This window comes from Lelliottia jeotgali (genome assembly GCF_977070485.1).
Window position 1 is genome coordinate 64,533 of sequence record NZ_CDRVFO010000023.1, and the last position, 16,748, is coordinate 81,280.

The 16,748-nt window shown below is 59.0% G+C and carries 14 protein-coding genes and 2 tRNA genes; 12 read left to right on the forward strand and 4 right to left on the reverse strand.

The annotated features are described in order from the left end of the window. Nucleotides 1–196: 196 nt before the first annotated feature. The 4 genes from ACW4TB_RS25005 (at nucleotide 197) to ACW4TB_RS25020 (ending at nucleotide 3,572) form a co-directional block, all read left to right on the forward strand. Nucleotides 197–685, forward strand: a complete 489-nt coding sequence (locus ACW4TB_RS25005; protein ID WP_161872048.1) for an Hcp family type VI secretion system effector — start codon at nucleotides 197–199, stop codon at nucleotides 683–685. A gap of 9 nt (nucleotides 686–694) precedes the next feature. Continuing rightward, nucleotides 695–1,666 (forward strand): hypothetical protein, encoded by a 972-nt coding sequence (locus tag ACW4TB_RS25010; RefSeq protein ID WP_279933537.1) that lies wholly within the window; start codon nucleotides 695–697, stop codon nucleotides 1,664–1,666. Further along, the gene (locus ACW4TB_RS25015) at nucleotides 1,663–2,037 is read left to right on the forward strand and encodes a hypothetical protein (protein WP_012316472.1); all 375 of its coding nucleotides are present in this window, start codon (nucleotides 1,663–1,665) and stop codon (nucleotides 2,035–2,037) included. Before ACW4TB_RS25010 ends, ACW4TB_RS25015 begins: the two co-directional genes overlap by 4 nt. An 878-nt stretch (nucleotides 2,038–2,915) precedes the next feature. After that, nucleotides 2,916–3,572 carry a Bax inhibitor-1 family protein gene (locus ACW4TB_RS25020; RefSeq protein ID WP_012316470.1) on the forward strand — a complete coding sequence of 219 codons (657 nt, stop codon included), beginning with the start codon at nucleotides 2,916–2,918 and terminating at the stop codon, nucleotides 3,570–3,572. 105 nt (nucleotides 3,573–3,677) lie between these two features. Here ACW4TB_RS25020 and ACW4TB_RS25025 read toward each other — a convergent pair whose 3' ends face one another. The 4 genes from ACW4TB_RS25025 to ACW4TB_RS25040 form a co-directional block, all read right to left on the reverse strand. Then, entirely contained in the window at nucleotides 3,678–5,243 is a 1,566-nt protein-coding gene (locus tag ACW4TB_RS25025) for an ABC transporter permease (RefSeq protein ID WP_279933534.1), read from the reverse strand. Continuing rightward, complete coding sequence (locus tag ACW4TB_RS25030) at nucleotides 5,243–6,256, reverse strand: extracellular solute-binding protein (RefSeq protein WP_012316468.1); 1,014 nt, start codon at nucleotides 6,254–6,256, stop codon at nucleotides 5,243–5,245. The genes ACW4TB_RS25025 and ACW4TB_RS25030 overlap by 1 nt, the downstream gene beginning before the upstream one ends. Before the next feature lie 184 nt (nucleotides 6,257–6,440). Next, nucleotides 6,441–6,527: transfer RNA gene (locus ACW4TB_RS25035), tRNA-Leu, on the reverse strand. 87 nt (nucleotides 6,528–6,614) lie between these two features. Continuing rightward, nucleotides 6,615–6,701 (reverse strand) — tRNA-Leu (locus ACW4TB_RS25040). 271 nt (nucleotides 6,702–6,972) lie between these two features. Between ACW4TB_RS25040 and rnr the strand changes: the two genes are divergently transcribed. The 8 genes from rnr (at nucleotide 6,973) to ACW4TB_RS25080 (ending at nucleotide 16,587) form a co-directional block, all read left to right on the forward strand. Beyond that, on the forward strand, nucleotides 6,973–9,552 hold the full coding sequence (gene rnr / locus ACW4TB_RS25045) for a ribonuclease R (protein WP_279933531.1): 2,580 nt from the start codon (nucleotides 6,973–6,975) through the stop codon (nucleotides 9,550–9,552). Beyond that, complete coding sequence (rlmB, locus tag ACW4TB_RS25050; protein ID WP_012316466.1) at nucleotides 9,549–10,295, forward strand: 23S rRNA (guanosine(2251)-2'-O)-methyltransferase RlmB; 747 nt, start codon at nucleotides 9,549–9,551, stop codon at nucleotides 10,293–10,295. The genes rnr and rlmB overlap by 4 nt, the downstream gene beginning before the upstream one ends. Nucleotides 10,296–10,601: 306 nt before the next feature. Then, nucleotides 10,602–11,027: a 30S ribosomal protein S6 gene (gene rpsF, locus ACW4TB_RS25055; RefSeq protein ID WP_003249557.1), complete on the forward strand. Its 426-nt coding sequence runs from the start codon at nucleotides 10,602–10,604 to the stop codon at nucleotides 11,025–11,027. 28 nt (nucleotides 11,028–11,055) lie between these two features. Beyond that, nucleotides 11,056–11,286: a 30S ribosomal protein S18 gene (gene rpsR, locus ACW4TB_RS25060; RefSeq protein ID WP_003249563.1), complete on the forward strand. Its 231-nt coding sequence runs from the start codon at nucleotides 11,056–11,058 to the stop codon at nucleotides 11,284–11,286. A gap of 33 nt (nucleotides 11,287–11,319) precedes the next feature. Continuing rightward, entirely contained in the window at nucleotides 11,320–12,183 is an 864-nt protein-coding gene (locus tag ACW4TB_RS25065) for a YybS family protein (protein WP_254466648.1), read from the forward strand. 20 nt (nucleotides 12,184–12,203) lie between these two features. Further along, complete coding sequence (gene rplI, locus ACW4TB_RS25070) at nucleotides 12,204–12,650, forward strand: 50S ribosomal protein L9 (RefSeq protein ID WP_012316464.1); 447 nt, start codon at nucleotides 12,204–12,206, stop codon at nucleotides 12,648–12,650. A gap of 107 nt (nucleotides 12,651–12,757) precedes the next feature. Continuing rightward, nucleotides 12,758–14,161 (forward strand): replicative DNA helicase, encoded by a 1,404-nt coding sequence (gene dnaB, locus ACW4TB_RS25075; RefSeq protein ID WP_455843102.1) that lies wholly within the window; start codon nucleotides 12,758–12,760, stop codon nucleotides 14,159–14,161. Between the two features lie 122 nt (nucleotides 14,162–14,283). Continuing rightward, nucleotides 14,284–16,587, forward strand: coding sequence for a YgiQ family radical SAM protein (locus ACW4TB_RS25080; protein ID WP_042111780.1), 2,304 nt, complete (start codon nucleotides 14,284–14,286; stop codon nucleotides 16,585–16,587). The last annotated feature ends 161 nt before the right edge of the window (nucleotides 16,588–16,748 follow it).

The window sequence follows — 16,748 nt, forward strand, 5'->3', positions numbered from 1 at the left end:
CGTCAAATTTGTAGGCTATTTCCTAATTTGACCTCCAACGTCTGCGTTCTATTGCGTCTGCAGTTAGGTACGGCTAGTGTCAACTGGGCCTCAAGCCTGGCGGCATGCTCTGCTTCGCCTCTTGAGGAACAACGTCAGATCGACGCTGTCCGAGCACCGTCGCTTTCAGACCAATCGTTACCAGGGAGAGGTACACATGGCTTTCGACGCCTATATCCACATCGCGGAAATCACTGGCGAAGCGCTGGACCAGCAATACGCCAACTGGATCGAAATCGTCGGCTACAAATTCGGTGCCAGCCAAAGCACCTCTGCCACCGCAAGTTCTGCGGGTGGCGCATCTTCAGGGCGCACCACCCTCACCAATTTCACCTTCACCAAATACCTGGACAGTGCCAGCTGCAAGCTTCTTGAAGCCAGTTGTGCGGGCCAGCACCTGAAGGAAGTGAAGCTGGTGGTGTGTCGCGCCGGTACCGACAAGCTCAAGTACTACGAAGTCGTGCTCGAAGAAGTGATCATCGCTGACTACGCCCAGAGCGCCAGTTCCGGTGTGCCGATGGAGGTCGTACAGCTCAACTACGGGCGGATCAAAACCACCTACACGCGGCAGAAGCGCCTCGACGGCAGTGCCGGTGGAAACGTGACGGGTGGATGGGACCGTATCAACAACAAAAAGTATGCGTGAGGTGCGACCATGTCCGAGGCACGCAGCTTCATCAATTCGCATGCGCAGTCATATGAGTCGCTGAAGGCCGATACGCCGATGTCGGCCAATCAGCGGGCCAAATTTGATGTGTTGAATGCGCATATCGTCAACACTGTTGTTTTCCCTGGCGAACTGATAATTGTGGGTGACCCAAGCACGCCGTCCTGTACTGCCCATGAGGCATTTCTCATGGGTAAGGCGTTAGGTATACACCTTGACATTGAATTTAATGGCGGTGGGTTTGACGGTTTCCTTCTGGAGAATTTTGAGCTGCTGCAGAGCTTGCTGGCCCGTGCTTCCATCGGCGGTGGTACAGCTAGTGCCGCTTGGGGTAAGCATCTTGAAGCTATCAAGAAAACGCTAGAGGAGATAGAGCAGCTACACCGAGTTTATTTGCATCAAGGCACGTTGAAAGCTCGTGATGAATTCTACTCGAAGCGCACAGTGCTGTTTTTAAAGTTGAAGGCGCAGCTAGACAGTATGGCGGCGTATGGGGCAGGGCTGCGCAATCGGGGTAAGGTCAAGCGTGCGCTGGATATATCTACCAAAAGATTTCTTCACAGTGGTGAAATTAAAGGGTATGCAGAAAAAATATCTGGGGTGGCGAAGGCGGCTAGTTGGGTTAAAAAAGGTACGTATTTAGGGGTGGCGCTTGATGTGGCGTCAACCGAACTGTCAATTCGTAACGCTTGCGTGCTTGGGCGGGAGGAAGAGTGTAGAAAGGCTGAGTATGTCGAGAGGAGTTCGCTAGTTGCGGGCTTGGGGCTGGGAGGACTTGGTGGATCTGTCGGGGGAGTATTGGGGCCAATAGCATGTGTTGCTGTAGGTATTCCCACCGGTGGAACGGCAACTTTCGCATGCGTAGTATTGGGGGGTGCGGCTGGAGGTATTGCTGGCGGTGAGTTTGGTGAGGTATTGGGAGAAAGAGTGGGGGAGATTTTGTATGAGGCAGTGCGATGAGTAATTTACACTTGGCGGTGCTTGGTGTGATTGTAATTATTTCGCCGTTTTTGATGGTTGGTGTGTGGGTATTTGTTGCGTATCGATATTTGGATCGTATCGAATCAATCTTGTCAAATAGCCGAATGGTGGCTGTGAATAGAGAAATATATTCTCATGCGGGGTTGCTCGGGAAAGTCATGCGGTTAGGGTCAGTTTCTGCAATGCTATCTATGAAATATTTTAGCGTTCGAAAGGGTCTGTTAGATAACGATGAGGTTACTAAGGTTCCCATCGACCTGCAGAGGCTGTTAGTGCGCTTGTGGATTATACAAATTTTGCTGATTGCACTGATTGTTCTGTTTTTTATTTGGATAGAGTACTGGAGGTAAGCTCATATGTGTAGTTCGAAAGTCCAGGCTGCTCGAGGCTAACACCTGCGCGCCCTGATACGTACCTCTCATCAACCACTGAACATCGTTCAGCCCGATCAAGCGCCTTTATCGTCAGGCACCTTGAGAAGATGAGTGCACGCGAGCCAGGTATGTCGAAGGGGGGCTTTGATAGGTAGCGTTGGCGGCAGCACCGTTGGGGGAGCGGTTGGAGGTGCTATCGCTGCAGCGGTGTGCGCGGCGGTGTTGGGTATTCCTACTGGAGGCAGTGGTGCATTAGCGTGTGCTGTATTGGGTGGGACTGTAGGTGGCAGGATTGGTGGGGAAAAAGGTGGACAAGGCGGAGAATATTTTGGTGACGTACTTTATCGTAGTCTAAACCCATGACTATTACTGTAGTGGATCTGGTTGGGTTGGGGTGTTTTGTTTTGGCGGTCCTGTCGCTCTTGGTGTTGGTGTATTTGTCGTATCGTCATCTAGAGCTCATAGAATCCATGCTTTCCAACTCTAGTTTTGTGATGGGGAATAAAAACCTATATTCGCGGGCGGGCTTGATTGGGCGTGTCATGCGGATTTGTACGGTCTCGATATTGCTGACTATGCCAAAGATATTTGTGTATAGAGGGCTGGTTGATTCACGAGAGGTAGATAGTTTTCCGGTGGCGATGCGGTGTCTATTGGTTGTGCTGTGGAATCTTATGGTCATCTCATTTTTAATTTTTGTCTGTATGAGTGAGTATTAATTAGGTGGCGGCGAATGTTGGCGGGATGGTGGGTGTCGCGGGTGTCTACAATTAGAAGCTCGGTGGTCATGGGGTGTTCGAGCAACGTCATTCTGATTGAAATTTATAGAGGCAGTATCCAGGAGCGCAGCGAACATGCTGGAAAACGAAACTTTCAACCGAGTCGGAACCAATCATCAGATTTCTGCCAATACCTACAATCTGATCCTCGGCGCCGTACTGCTGTGGGGCTTTGCCGTCAACTGGTATCTGGTAGCCACGGTGCCAGCTGAGATTGTTCGGGCCATACCCATGCTGCTGTTCTTGGTGGGTTACATGATCACGGCGATGACGGGTGTCGCCATCATCTTCAAATCTGAAAAACCGCTGTACAGCTTTCTTGGATATAACCTGATCGTGCTTCCGATCAGCTTGCTGCTTGTCGTCGTCCTACCGGACTATTCGCATGAAAACATCGTGCAGGCAGCGCAAACGACCGCTTGGCTGACCGTGGGCATGATGCTGCTGGGTACGGTGTTTCCCGGCTTCTTCAAGCGTATCGAAGCGTCACTGTTCATTGCCTTGGTAATTACTATTGTCGTCGAGTTGGGGCAAGCCCTGTTGTTCGGCACCCACCTGGCGGCAATGGATTGGATCGTTGCAGCTATCTTCTGTGGTTATATTGGGGTGGATTGGGGACGTGCGAACCAAATCGAGCGTACCGTGGATAATGCAATCGACAGCGCCGCCTCGCTTTATCTAGACATTATCAATCTGTTTCTGCGGGTCTTGCGGATCATGTCCAGGAAGTGACTTGTGCAGGCCGCGGCAAGCGTTTGCCCCTGATATTGGTGATAGCCTTTTTGTGTGTACAGCGCCTAGTGACGGTCCAGGCTGTTCGGCAGCCTGGACAGGTTCTCACGCCTTGTTCAGATACATCCGCGTAGTCAGCAGATACACCGGCAGCCCCGAAACCACAATCAACAACGCCGCATAAGGCGCCGCCGCTGCGAACTCGACGTTGGCGGTATGCGCCCAAACCTCGGTAGCCAGGGTGGTCATACCGGTCGGGCTGAGCAGCAACGTAGCAGTCAGCTCCTTCATGGCGTCGAGGAACACCAGGGCAAACGCCGCCGCTAGCGCCGGGAAGATGATCGGCAAGGTCACCCGGCAGAACGCCGCGAAACTGCTGGCACCCAGGGTGCGGGCCGCTTCTTCCAGGGTTGGCGATGCCTTGTTCAACGCAGTGCGCACCGGGGCCTGCGCCAAAGGCAAGAACAACAGCGCATAGGCCAGCAGCAGCAATGCAGTAGTCTGGTACAGCGCCGGCACGTAGTGCAGGGAAAACACTACCAGCGTCAGGGCGATCACCAGGCCGGGCAGGGCATGCAGAAGGTAGGGCAGACGCTCGGCCCAGAGCGCCAGGCGGCCTTTGTAGCGCACCACCAGGAAGCTGACCGGCAACGCCAGCAGCACGCAGAAGCCGGCGCCGCCCAGTGACACCGACAGGGAGGTCAGCAGCGCCTTAGAAATCTCCGCCACCGGGAACGCCGCCGAAGACCCCACGCTCAGCCAGTAACCGAGCATGGCCAGTGGAATACCGCTGCCCAGTATCGCCAGGCCCAGGCAGAACAGCTGCGCCAGCGGCGCCCAGCTACCCAGGCGTACCGGCTGCGCGCGGCGTGCCACGCCCTGACCGATGCGTACGTGGCGGGCCTTGCCGCGCACCTTCAGTTCCAGCCAGAGCATCACCAGGCACAGTGCCAGCAGTACCGCCGAGAGCATGGCGGCGTTGGCGTTGCTGAACTCCAGCTCGAACTGTTGGTAGATCGCCGTGGTGAAGGTCTGCAGGCCCAGGATCGACAACGCGCCGAACTCTACCAGCATGTGCAGGGCGATCAGCAATGCGCCGCCGAGCATCGACGGCCACAGCAGCGGCAGGGTGACCTTGGTGAAAACGCCCCAGCGGCTGCAGCCCAGGGTGCGCGCCGACTCTTCAAGCGAAGTGTCGAGGTTGCGCAGGGTGGCGGCCACCGGCAGGAATATCAGCGGGTATTTGGACAGGGCCATTACCAGGATAGCTCCGCCCAGCCCCTCGAAGTCCGAGCTCAGCGACACCCAGGTAAAGCTGCTGACGAACGAGGGCACGGCGAAGGGCAGGCATAGCACTACGCCCCACAGCCGACGGCCCGGCAGGTTGCTGCGTTCGAGCAGCCATGCCAGCGCCAGGCCAACCACAATGCACGTCACCGTCACCCCGACCATCAGCATCAGGGTGTTGCGCATCAGGCCCCAGACGAACGGGCGCCAGAGCAGGTGCAAGGCTTCTCGCCAGCCGGCTTCCCAGGCTTTCATCGCGACGTACAGCAATGGCAGCAAGCTCATCGCCACCAGAAACAGTACGGGCAGCACCACCCAGATGGAGGGGCGCTTGCGGCGCGGTACGAAGCGTACCGGCACCGGTTCGGACAGGGCGGCGGTCATCAGAGCAGGCCGACCTCACGTTCAAGCTCCAGCGCTTCCTCGGCATTGCCCAGGTCGGCCGGCGAGATTTTCGGCGGGCGCAGGTCTTCGAACGGCTTCAGGCCACGGTCGGAGACCATGCCTTTGTGCAGTGGGTATTCAGCAGTGGTCTGGGTGATCACACGCTGACCTTCCTCGCTGGCCATCCAGTTGAGCAGGGCCTGCGCTTCTTTCGGGTGCTTGCTGGCCTTGACCGCTGCGGCGCCGGAGATGGTCACCAGGCCACCGGCATCGCCGTCTGCCAGGTAATACAGCTTCGAATCGAGCTTGCCGCGCTCGCGCTCCAGGGCGTACCAGTAGTAGTTGTTCACCAGCACGGCAGCGACTTCGCCTTTTTCCACGGCCTTGAGGGCGACCATGTTGTTGGTGTACGTCTTGCCGAAGGCTTTCAGGCCGGTCAGCCACTCTTCGGCAGCATCACGCCCGTGCATCTTGAGGATGGCCACGGCCTGCTCCTGGAATGCACCGCTGGTTGGTACGAAGCCGACCTTGCCGTCCCACTCGGGGTTGGCGAAATCCATTACCGATTGCGGCAAGTCTTTCTCATCGATCTTCTTCGGATTGAACACCACCACACGGGTGCGTGCGGTCACGCCCATCCAGGAGCCGTTGGCGGCAACGTATTCCTTGGGCAGCATGTTCAGCGTGGCGTCATCGATCTTCGCCAGCAAGCCCAGTTCGCCCAGATTGTTCAGGGGCGGTGATTCTTCGGTGTAGATGATGTCGGCCGGCGAGCGGTCGCCTTCCTCGATGATCTGGCTGGCCAGCTGGTTGCTGCTGCCTTTGCGGATATTGATATGGATGCCGGTCTTGGCCTCGTAGGCTTTGGCGATAGCTTCGCCGATTTCCTTGTGCTGACCGTTGTACATGGTCAGAGTGACCGGGTCGTCTGCCATGGCGGCCGGAGCGCCCATCACCAGGCTAAGGACAGCGGCGGCCAAGGTGCGCATCAGCGGTTGCGGACGGATCGTCATGCGGGTACTTCCTCGCTTACGGCTACATATTTGGAAACAATGGTAAACGAAATCGTTTCTCAAGTGGCCGTGTGACGAGAAATTCATGGTTAGCCCATCGTCGGATGGCTGGCCATGGAGGGGAGGGTGACACAAAAAACGCAGGCAAGAAAAAACCCACTAGCAAGCTAGTGGGTTTTTTGAATGGTGCCCAGGAGAAGACTCGAACTTCCACGACCGTTAAGTCACTGATACCTGAAACCAGCGCGTCTACCAATTCCGCCACCTGGGCAAAGCTTTACATCATCTGATGAAGGCGACTATCGTTCGCTTTCACACAGTAGTAACAGATCCTTGGTCATCTGTTACTTGAAATACTTGGTGCCCAGGAGAAGACTCGAACTTCCACGACCTTGCGGTCACTGATACCTGAAACCAGCGCGTCTACCAATTCCGCCACCTGGGCACACATTCGAGATAAAAAGATGCTTTACAGCGCCGTTCATCTCTACTACAACTTCGGGGTTGTCCGTCGTTGTGGTGCGCACTATACGGACGCTCCCAGGGGCTGTAAAGCCCTTGATCAAAAAAAATTTCAAAAAATTCAACTTGTTGATTCCACACGCCTATTGCCGCACTGCGGACATGCTGCTGGGGCTGTCCAAGCCCGACATTTCCGGTTTCAATAGGCCTATGCCAGAATTCATATCTATATACCCCAAGGTGAACCCCTTCTGATGGCCGATTGGCAATCCCTCGATCCCGAGGCCGCTCGCGAAGCGGAAAAATACGACAACCCTATCCCCAGCCGTGAGCTGATCCTGCAGCGCCTTGCCGACCGTGGCGAACCGGCCGCGCGCGAGGAGCTGGCGGCCGAGTTCGGTCTTTACGAAGAAGACCAGATCGAAGCCCTGCGCCGTCGCCTGCGCGCCATGGAGCGTGACGGCCAGCTTATCTATACCCGGCGCGGCACCTATGCCCCGGTAGACAAACTGGACCTGATCTGCGGCCGTATCTCCGGCCACCGCGATGGTTTCGGTTTCCTTATTCCTGACGATGGCAGCGACGACCTGTTCCTCAGCCCATCGCAAATGCGCCTGGTATTCGACGGCGACCGTGCCCTGGCGCGTGTCTCGGGGCTCGACCGCCGTGGCCGCCGTGAAGGTGTGCTGGTAGAGGTCATTTCCCGCGGCCACGAAAGCGTGGTCGGCCGCTACTTCGAAGAAGGCGGCATCGGTTACGTGACACCGGACAACCCGAAGATCCAGCAGGAAGTGCTGGTGACTGCGGGCCGTAACGGTGGCGCCAAGATCGGCCAGTTCGTCGAGATCAAGATCACCCACTGGCCAACCCCGCGGTTCCAGCCACAAGGCGATGTGGTCGAAGTGATCGGCAACTACATGGCGCCGGGCATGGAAATCGATGTTGCCCTGCGCAGCTATGACATCCCGCACGTCTGGCCCCAGGACGTGATCAAGGAAGCCCGCAAGTTCCGCTCCGATGTCGAAGAGAAGGACAAGGAAAAGCGTATCGATCTGCGCCACTTGCCCTTCGTCACCATCGACGGCGAGGATGCCCGCGACTTCGACGACGCTGTTTATTGTGAGCCGCTTGGCAAGCTGCGGCTGTTCTCCGGTGGCTGGCGCCTCTATGTGGCCATCGCTGACGTGTCCAGCTACGTGCGTCTGGGCTCTGCCCTGGATGTCGAGGCGCAGCAGCGCGGCAACTCGGTGTACTTCCCCGAGCGTGTTGTCCCGATGCTACCCGAGGAACTGTCCAACGGCCTGTGCTCGCTGAACCCGCACGTCGATCGCCTGGCCATGGTCTGCGAAATGACCATGAACAAGGCCGGCCAGATGGTCGACTACCAGTTCTACGAAGGGGTCATCCACTCCCATGCCCGTCTGACCTACAACAAGGTCAGCAGCATGCTCGAACACGCCCGTACCCGTGAGGGCAAGGCGCTGCGCGAGGAGTACAAAGAGGTCCTGCCGGACCTGAAGAACCTGTACAACCTGTACAAGGTGCTGCTCGATGCCCGTCACGCCCGCGGCGCCATCGACTTCGAAACCCAGGAAACCCGCATCATCTTCGGTGAAGAGCGCAAGATCGCGGAAATCCGCCCGACCGTGCGCAACGATGCCCACAAGCTTATCGAGGAATGCATGTTGGCGGCCAACGTCGCCACGGCCGAGTTCCTCAACAAGCATGGCGTGCCGGCGCTGTACCGCGTGCACGATGGCCCGCCACCGGAGCGCCTGGAAAAGCTGCGTGCCTTCCTCGGCGAGCTGGGCCTTAGCCTGCACAAAGGCAAGGACCCGTCGCCCAAGGACTACCAGGCACTACTTGCAAGCATTGCCGGGCGCCCGGACTTCCACCTGATCCAGACGGTGATGCTGCGGTCGCTGAGCCAGGCGGTGTACAGCACCGACAACAACGGCCACTTCGGTTTGAACTACGAGGCGTACACGCACTTTACCTCGCCGATCCGTCGTTACCCGGACCTGCTGGTGCACCGCGCCATCCGCAGCATCATCCGTTCCAAGGTCGATACTCCGCACGTCAAGCGTGCCGGCGCCATGAGCATTCCCAAGGCGCGTATCTATCCGTACGACGTGAATACCCTCGACCAGCTCGGCGAGCAGTGCTCCATGACCGAGCGCCGTGCCGACGAAGCCACCCGTGACGTCGTCAACTGGCTCAAGTGCGAGTTCATGAAGGACCGCGTGGGCGAGACCTTCCCGGGTGTGATCACCGCGGTCACCGGTTTCGGGCTGTTTGTCGAGCTGACCGATATCTACGTCGAAGGCCTGGTGCACGTCAGTGCGCTGCCGGGTGACTACTACCACTTCGACCCCGTGCATCACCGCTTGGCGGGTGAACGTACCGGGCGCAGCTTCCGTCTGGGCGACACCATCGAGGTCAAGGTCATGCGCGTCGACCTCGACGAGCGCAAGATCGACTTCGAAGTGTCCGAGCAGCAACTCGCTGCGCCGATTGGCCGCAAGGGTCGTGGCGCCGCACCGGCCGCCGAAAAAGCCGAGCAGCAGCCGGCGGTGGAGGCCAGGGCCACACCGAAACCGCGCAGCCGCAAGAGCGAGACCGCCGAGGCATACTTCCCGAAAGACGCTGTGCAGCGTAATGCCGAAGTGCGCAAAAGCCGCGAAATGAAGAAGGCGCTGATGACCGACGCGCGCACTGGCGGCAACGCCGGCAGCAAGTCGGACAAAGGCGGCAAGCCCTCCGGCAAGCCCACCAAGCACCGTAAAGGCCCGCCGAAATCCGGCGCGCCACGCAAGAGCAAGAACAAGTCATGAGTCAGCTGGAAAAAATCTACGGTGTGCATGCCGTGCAGGCGCTTCTGCAGCACCATCCGAAGCGGGTCAAGCAGATCTGGCTGTCGGAAGGGCGCAGCGAGCCACGCATTCAGGCGTTGCTGGCACTGGCCGCAGAAAACCGTGTGCAGGTTGGGCAGGCCGAGCGTCGTGAGCTCGATGCCTGGGTCGAGGGCGTGCACCAGGGCGTGGTTGCCGAGGTCAGCCCGAGCCAGGTGTGGGGCGAATTGATGCTCGAGGAGTTGCTCGAGCGCACCGAAACGCCACCGCTGATCCTGGTGCTGGACGGTGTCACCGACCCGCACAATCTCGGTGCCTGCCTGCGCACCGCCGATGCTGCCGGGGCTACGGCAGTGGTCGTGCCCAAGGATAAATCCGCGACGCTGACACCGGTCGTGCGCAAGGTGGCCTGCGGCGCTGCGGAAGTGATTCCGCTGGTGGCCGTGACCAACCTGGCGCGTACCCTGGAGAAGCTTCAGCAGCGTGGTCTGTGGGTGGTGGGTACGGCCGGTGAGGCCGAGCAGGAGATCTATCAGCAGGACCTGACCGGCCCGTTGGTGATGATCATGGGCGCAGAAGGCAAGGGCATGCGCCGACTGACCCGTGAGCATTGCGATTTCCTGGTCAAGTTGCCAATGTCGGGCAGCGTCAGCAGTCTGAACGTTTCGGTGGCTACTGGCGTTTGCCTGTTCGAGGCAGTGCGCCAGCGTCAGGCCAAGCGCTGATCTGTCGCCTGTAATGGCCCAGTCGCCGGCAAGCCAGCTCCCGCAGGAACCACGCAAGGTTCAATGGCTGTGGTGATTCGCTGGAAGCCGGCGTGCCGGCGATAGGGGGCGCCCAGGCTAAAGTGTTTCCGGCTGTTCAAATAATCGCCAATCACCTTGCTTGTGCGCACCGCCTTCTCTACAATTGCGCCCCTTGCCGAGCTGGCAGGCGCGCATGTGCCTCCCCTCCATGGCAAGACATACAGTGTCATTCACTCCTTGTCTGACCAGATACGCTGGCAGACTACTAACCCGTAAGGAGCATTCATGCGTCATTACGAAATCATCTTCCTGGTTCACCCGGACCAGAGCGAGCAAGTCGGCGGCATGGTTGAGCGTTACACCAAGCTGATCGAAGAAGATGGTGGCAAGATCCACCGCCTGGAAGACTGGGGCCGTCGTCAACTGGCCTACGCAATCAACAATGTTCACAAGGCTCACTACGTGATGCTGAACGTTGAGTGCACCGGCAAGGCCCTGGCCGAGCTGGAAGACAACTTCCGCTACAACGATGCCGTGATCCGTAACCTCGTCATCCGTCGCGACGAAGCCGTAACCGGTCAGTCCGAGATGCTGAAGGCCGAAGAGAACCGCAGCGAGCGCCGTGAGCGTCGTGAGCGTCCTGAGCATGCTGACTCCGCCGAAGGCGACGACAGCAATGACAGCGACTCCAGCGATAACGCTGACGAGTAATCCACGGACCTTTTGAGGAGCCTATTACATGGCACGTTTCTTCCGTCGTCGTAAATTCTGCCGCTTCACTGCTGAAGACGTGAAAGAGATCGACTTCAAAGATCTCAACACCCTGAAAGCTTACGTATCCGAAACCGGCAAAATCGTTCCAAGCCGTATCACCGGTACCAAAGCTCGTTATCAGCGTCAGCTGGCTACCGCTATCAAGCGCGCCCGCTTCCTGGCCCTGCTGCCCTACACCGACAGCCACGGCCGCTGAGACCGGGTCGTCGACAAGTAGTAAGGGATAAGCATGCGAGCGTTGGCTGATTTCATCATGCGCGGTCGTGTGCAGGCCACCCTGGTGGTGGTCGTGAGTGCAGTATTACCGCTGCTGTTCTGGTTGAGTGCCGCTGCCGGGAGCCTTGTGCTGCTGCGGCGCGGGTTCAAGGACGCTTCAACGGTCATCGCTTTCGGCCTTTTGCCGGCGGTGGCCATTTGGGCCTTTGGTGATCCAAGCACCTTGCTGGTGCTGTTGGGAACATTGGGGCTGGCCGCCTTGTTGCGTGCCGGGCATTCCTGGAGCCGGGTGTTGTTGTCCAGTGTTGTGTTGGGGTTGGTCTACAGCCTCATCCTGGACGCGGTGCTGCGCGAAACCTTCGAGGTGTTGGCCAAGGCGCTTTCCGAAGCGCTGCCGCAAGTCGAAGGCAAGCCAGTCATTCCCGGTGAGCTGATCGGCCCTGTGCTGGTCGCTTCCACAGCAGTGATGCTGCAGTTGTTCAGCGTGCTGGCTTTGATGCTTGCGCGTTATTGGCAAGCAGCGTTGTACAACCCTGGAGGCTTCGGTCGCGAGTTTCGCGCCCTGAAGTTGCCGCGGGCAGTCATGCTGGCTCTGGTTGCCGCGATGGTGTTGGGTCCGTTCATCGGCCCGCAGTTCATCGTCCTGGCTTCTGCGTCCAGCCTGGTGCTCGTCCTGGCCGGCATCGCCTTGATGCATGGGCTGGTGGCACAGGGTCGACTGGCCGGTTTCTGGCTGGTCGGCATGTACGTGACGCTGCCGCTGATAATGCAGCTGATTTATCCGTTGCTCGTGGTTCTGGCCATTGTCGACAGCCTGATTGATTTTCGCGGTCGCAAGTCCCCTGAGGGGAATGACTCCGCGAACGGTGAAGGTTAAAAGTTAAGAGGTTTTACCAAATGGAACTGATCCTGCTGGAAAAAGTCGCTAACCTGGGCAACCTGGGCGACAAAGTTAAGGTTAAGGCTGGTTACGGCCGTAACTTCCTGCTGCCATTCGGCAAGGCCACCGTTGCCAACGCCGCCAACCTGGCTGCGTTCGAAGAGCGTCGCGCCGAGCTGGAAAAAGCAGCTGCTGACCGTAAATCGTCGGCTGAAAGCCGCGCTGCCCAACTGGCCGAGCTGGAAGTGACCATCACTGCCACCGCTGGCGACGAAGGCAAGCTGTTCGGTTCGATCGGCACCCACGACATCGCTGACGCCCTGACCGCCTCCGGCGTTGAAGTGGCCAAGGCTGAAGTTCGTCTGCCGAACGGCACCATCCGTCAGGTTGGCGAATACGACGTAGCCGTGCACCTGCACAGCGACGTTGAAGCCACCGTACGTGTGGTCGTCGTAGCTGCCTAAGCTGCGCTGACTGGGTAGCTCCTCGCGGGCTGCCCGGTTAACATCGGGCACGTCCTGTCTCTGAACAGGCCGTGCCCTTTGTCTTTTTCATCCTCCAGAATTCTTTCGTGGCCATGAACGAGATCACCAATCCCGAACAGCTAGACCTGCAAACCGCTGCCCTCAAGGTGCCGCCGCATTCCATCGAGGCCGAACAGGCCGTGCTCGGTGGCCTGATGCTGGACAACAACGCCTGGGAGCGGGTGCTGGATCAGGTTTCGGATGGCGATTTCTATCGGCATGACCACCGCCTGATCTTCCGTGCCGTGCACAAGCTGGCCGACGCCAACCAGCCATTCGACGTCGTCACCCTGCACGAGCAACTGGACAAGGAAGGCTTGTCGACCCAGGTTGGCGGCCTGGCGTACCTGGCAGAACTTGCCAAGAACACCCCGTCGGTTGCCAACATCAAGGCCTACGCCGCGATCATTCGCGAGCGGGCAACGTTGCGCCAGCTGATCAGCATCAGTACCGACATCGCCGACAACGCCTTCAACCCGCAAGGGCGCAATGCCGCCGAAATTCTCGATGATGCCGAACGGCAGATCTTCCAGATCGCCGAGGCACGGCCTAAGACTGGCGGCCCAGTGGGCGTCAACGAACTGTTGACCCTGGCTATCGACCGTATCGACACGCTGTTCAACTCCGACAGCGACATCACCGGTGTTTCCACCGGTTTCACCGACCTGGACGAGAAAACCAGCGGGTTGCAGGCTGCCGACCTGGTCATCGTGGCCGGCCGTCCGTCGATGGGTAAGACCACCTTCGCCATGAACCTCGTGGAAAATGCCGTGTTGCGTACCGACAAGGCGGTGTTGGTGTTCTCCCTCGAGATGCCAGGTGAGTCGCTGATCATGCGTATGCTCTCGTCCCTTGGCCGCATCGACCAGACCAAGGTGCGTTCCGGTCAGTTGGATGATGACGACTGGCCGCGCCTGACGTCGGCGGTCAATTTGCTCAACGACCGCAAGCTGTTCATCGACGATACCGCCGGTATCAGCCCTTCGGAGATGCGGGCTCGTACCCGCCGCCTGGCGCGTGAACACGGCGAAATCGCCATGATCATGGTCGACTACCTGCAGCTGATGCAGATTCCGGGCTCGGCCGGTGACAACCGGACCAACGAAATTTCCGAGATTTCCCGCTCGCTAAAGGCCCTGGCCAAGGAATTCAACTGCCCGGTCATCGCCCTTTCGCAGCTCAACCGCTCCTTGGAACAGCGCCCGAACAAACGCCCTGTGAACTCCGACTTGCGTGAATCGGGTGCAATCGAGCAGGACGCCGACGTGATCATGTTCGTGTACCGGGATGAGGTGTACCACCCGGAGACCGAGCACAAAGGCGTTGCCGAAATCATCATCGGCAAACAGCGTAACGGCCCCATCGGCTTCGTCCGCCTGGCGTTTATCGGCAAGTACACCCGCTTCGAGAACCTCGCACCGGGCATGTACAACTTCGACGACGACGAATAAAAGGCTACGCGGGTATCACAGCCCACTAGCGTATGAATCCGACGGCTATCGTCGGATTTGGTCAAATTTTGTGCTATATTCCGCGCCCGCGATTTCCCTGCACAACAGAACCGGTCACTGACATGCAAGCAGCCAAACCACTCTACGACTATCCCAAGTACTGGGCCGAATGCTTCGGGCCAGCACCTTTCCTGCCGATGAGCAGGGAGGAGATGGATCTGCTCGGCTGGGATTCCTGCGACATCATCATCGTGACCGGTGATGCCTACGTCGATCATCCGTCATTCGGCATGGCCATCATCGGCCGCCTGCTGGAAGCCCAGGGCTTTCGCGTGGGCATCATTGCCCAGCCGAACTGGCAGTCCAAAGACGACTTCATGAAGCTTGGTGAGCCGAACCTGTTCTTCGGCGTCGCGGCGGGCAACATGGACTCGATGATCAACCGCTACACCGCAGACAAGAAAATCCGCTCTGACGATGCCTACACCCCGGGCGGCATGGCCGGCAAGCGCCCTGACCGCGCCAGCCTGGTGTACAGCCAGCGCTGCAAGGAAGCCTACAAGCATGTGCCGATCGTGCTCGGTGGCATCGAGGCATCGCTGCGCCGCATCGCCCACTATGACTACTGGCAGGACAAGGTTCGCCATTCGATCCTGATCGACGCCAGCGCCGATATCCTGCTGTACGGCAACGCCGAGCGGGCGATCGTCGAGGTCGCTCAGCGCCTGTCCAGTGGCCAGAGCATCGAAAGCATCACCGATGTGCGCGGTACCGCATTCGTGCGTCGTGACACGCCCGAGGGCTGGTACGAGATCGACTCGACCCGCATCGACCGCCCTGGCCGCGTCGACAAGATCATCAACCCGTACGTCAATACCCAGGACACCCAGGCCTGCGCCATCGAGCAGGCCAAGGGCGACCAGGAAGACCCGAACGAAGCCAAGGTCGTGCAGATCCTCGACAGCCCGCGCATGACCCGCGACAAGTCGGTGATCCGCCTGCCATCGTTCGAGAAGGTGCGTAACGACCCGGTGCTCTACGCCCACGCCAACCGTGTGCTGCACCTGGAGACCAACCCGGGCAACGCTCGTGCGCTGGTGCAGAAGCACGGCGAAGTGGATGTGTGGTTCAACCCGCCACCCATTCCCATGACCACCGAGGAAATGGACTACGTGTTCGGCATGCCCTATGCCCGTATTCCGCACCCGGCCTACGGCAAGGAGCGCATCCCGGCCTACGAGATGATCCGCTTCTCGGTGAACATCATGCGTGGCTGCTTCGGCGGGTGTACCTTCTGCTCGATCACCGAGCACGAAGGCCGGATCATCCAGAACCGCTCCCACGAGTCGATCCTGCACGAAATCGAGGAGATGCGTGACAAGGTGCCTGGCTTCACCGGCGTGGTCTCCGACCTTGGCGGGCCGACGGCCAACATGTACCGCATCGCCTGCAAGAGCCCGGAGATCGAGAAGCACTGCCGCAAGCCGTCGTGCGTGTTCCCGGGCATCTGCGAAAACCTCAACACCGACCACAGCTCGCTGATTGAGCTTTATCGCAAGGCACGCGCCCTGCCGGGTGTGAAGAAGATCCTTATCGCGTCGGGCCTGCGCTATGACTTGGCGGTGGAATCGCCCGAGTACGTCAAGGAGCTGGTCACCCACCACGTGGGCGGTTACCTGAAGATTGCCCCGGAGCACACCGAGCGTGGCCCGCTGGACAAGATGATGAAGCCGGGCATCGGCTCCTACGACCGCTTCAAGCGCATGTTCGAGAAGTACTCGAAAGAGGCGGGCAAGGAGCAGTACCTGATTCCGTACTTCATCGCTGCGCACCCGGGCACCACCGACGAAGACATGATGAACCTGGCCCTGTGGCTCAAGGGCAACGGCTTCCGCGCCGACCAGGTGCAGGCGTTCTACCCGTCGCCCATGGCCTCGGCCACGGCCATGTACCACTCGGGCAAGAACCCGCTGCGCAAGGTCACTTACAAGAGTGAAGGCGTGGAGATCGTCAAGAGCGACGAGCAGCGGCGCTTGCACAAGGCGTTCCTGCGCTACCACGATCCGAAGGGTTGGCCGATGCTGCGTGAGGCGCTGGAGCGTATGGGCCGGGCCGACCTCATCGGCCCGGGCAAGCATCAGTTGATACCGCTGCACCAGCCACAGACCGACACCTACCAGAGTGCACGGCGCAAAAACTCGACGCCGGCCGGCAGCCACAAGGTGGGCAAGGATCAGAAGATCCTTACCCAGCACACCGGTTTGCCGCCGCGTGGCAGTGACGGCAGCAAGCCGTGGGACAAGCGTGAAAAGGCCAAGGCTGAAGCGTTCGCCCGCAATCAGCAGGCGGCCAAGGAGCGCAAGGAAGCGGCAAAAGGTGGTGGCAAAGGCAACAAGAAGCCGCGCCAGCCTGTCATTCCGCGCTAAGACTCAAAAGGGGCCGCTTTGCGGCCCATCGCCGGCAAGCCGGCTCCCACAGGTTGGCGCAGCATTCAAGGTCTGCACTGTAAGTGTGGGAGATTCTATGGTTGAAAACAACGGTCTTTAGGCCGTTCTGCTTACGTATTCCTCCTTCTTCTTCATCAGGG

Bases quoted from the DNA above. Each gene is read 5' to 3' on its own strand.
- ACW4TB_RS25080 (WP_042111780.1), top strand. From the start codon at position 14,284: ATGCAAGCAGCCAAACCACTCTACGACTATCCCAAGTACTGGGCCGAA.
- rpsF (WP_003249557.1), top strand. From the start codon at position 10,602: ATGCGTCATTACGAAATCATCTTCCTGGTTCACCCGGACCAGAGCGAG.
- rlmB (WP_012316466.1), top strand. From the start codon at position 9,549: ATGAGTCAGCTGGAAAAAATCTACGGTGTGCATGCCGTGCAGGCGCTT.
- ACW4TB_RS25015 (WP_012316472.1), top strand. From the start codon at position 1,663: ATGAGTAATTTACACTTGGCGGTGCTTGGTGTGATTGTAATTATTTCG.
- ACW4TB_RS25025 (WP_279933534.1), bottom strand. From the start codon at position 5,243: ATGACCGCCGCCCTGTCCGAACCGGTGCCGGTACGCTTCGTACCGCGC.
- rpsR (WP_003249563.1), top strand. From the start codon at position 11,056: ATGGCACGTTTCTTCCGTCGTCGTAAATTCTGCCGCTTCACTGCTGAA.
- ACW4TB_RS25030 (WP_012316468.1), bottom strand. From the start codon at position 6,256: ATGACGATCCGTCCGCAACCGCTGATGCGCACCTTGGCCGCCGCTGTC.
- ACW4TB_RS25020 (WP_012316470.1), top strand. From the start codon at position 2,916: ATGCTGGAAAACGAAACTTTCAACCGAGTCGGAACCAATCATCAGATT.
- ACW4TB_RS25065 (WP_254466648.1), top strand. From the start codon at position 11,320: ATGCGAGCGTTGGCTGATTTCATCATGCGCGGTCGTGTGCAGGCCACC.
- rplI (WP_012316464.1), top strand. From the start codon at position 12,204: ATGGAACTGATCCTGCTGGAAAAAGTCGCTAACCTGGGCAACCTGGGC.
- ACW4TB_RS25010 (WP_279933537.1), top strand. From the start codon at position 695: ATGTCCGAGGCACGCAGCTTCATCAATTCGCATGCGCAGTCATATGAG.
- rnr (WP_279933531.1), top strand. From the start codon at position 6,973: ATGGCCGATTGGCAATCCCTCGATCCCGAGGCCGCTCGCGAAGCGGAA.
- ACW4TB_RS25005 (WP_161872048.1), top strand. From the start codon at position 197: ATGGCTTTCGACGCCTATATCCACATCGCGGAAATCACTGGCGAAGCG.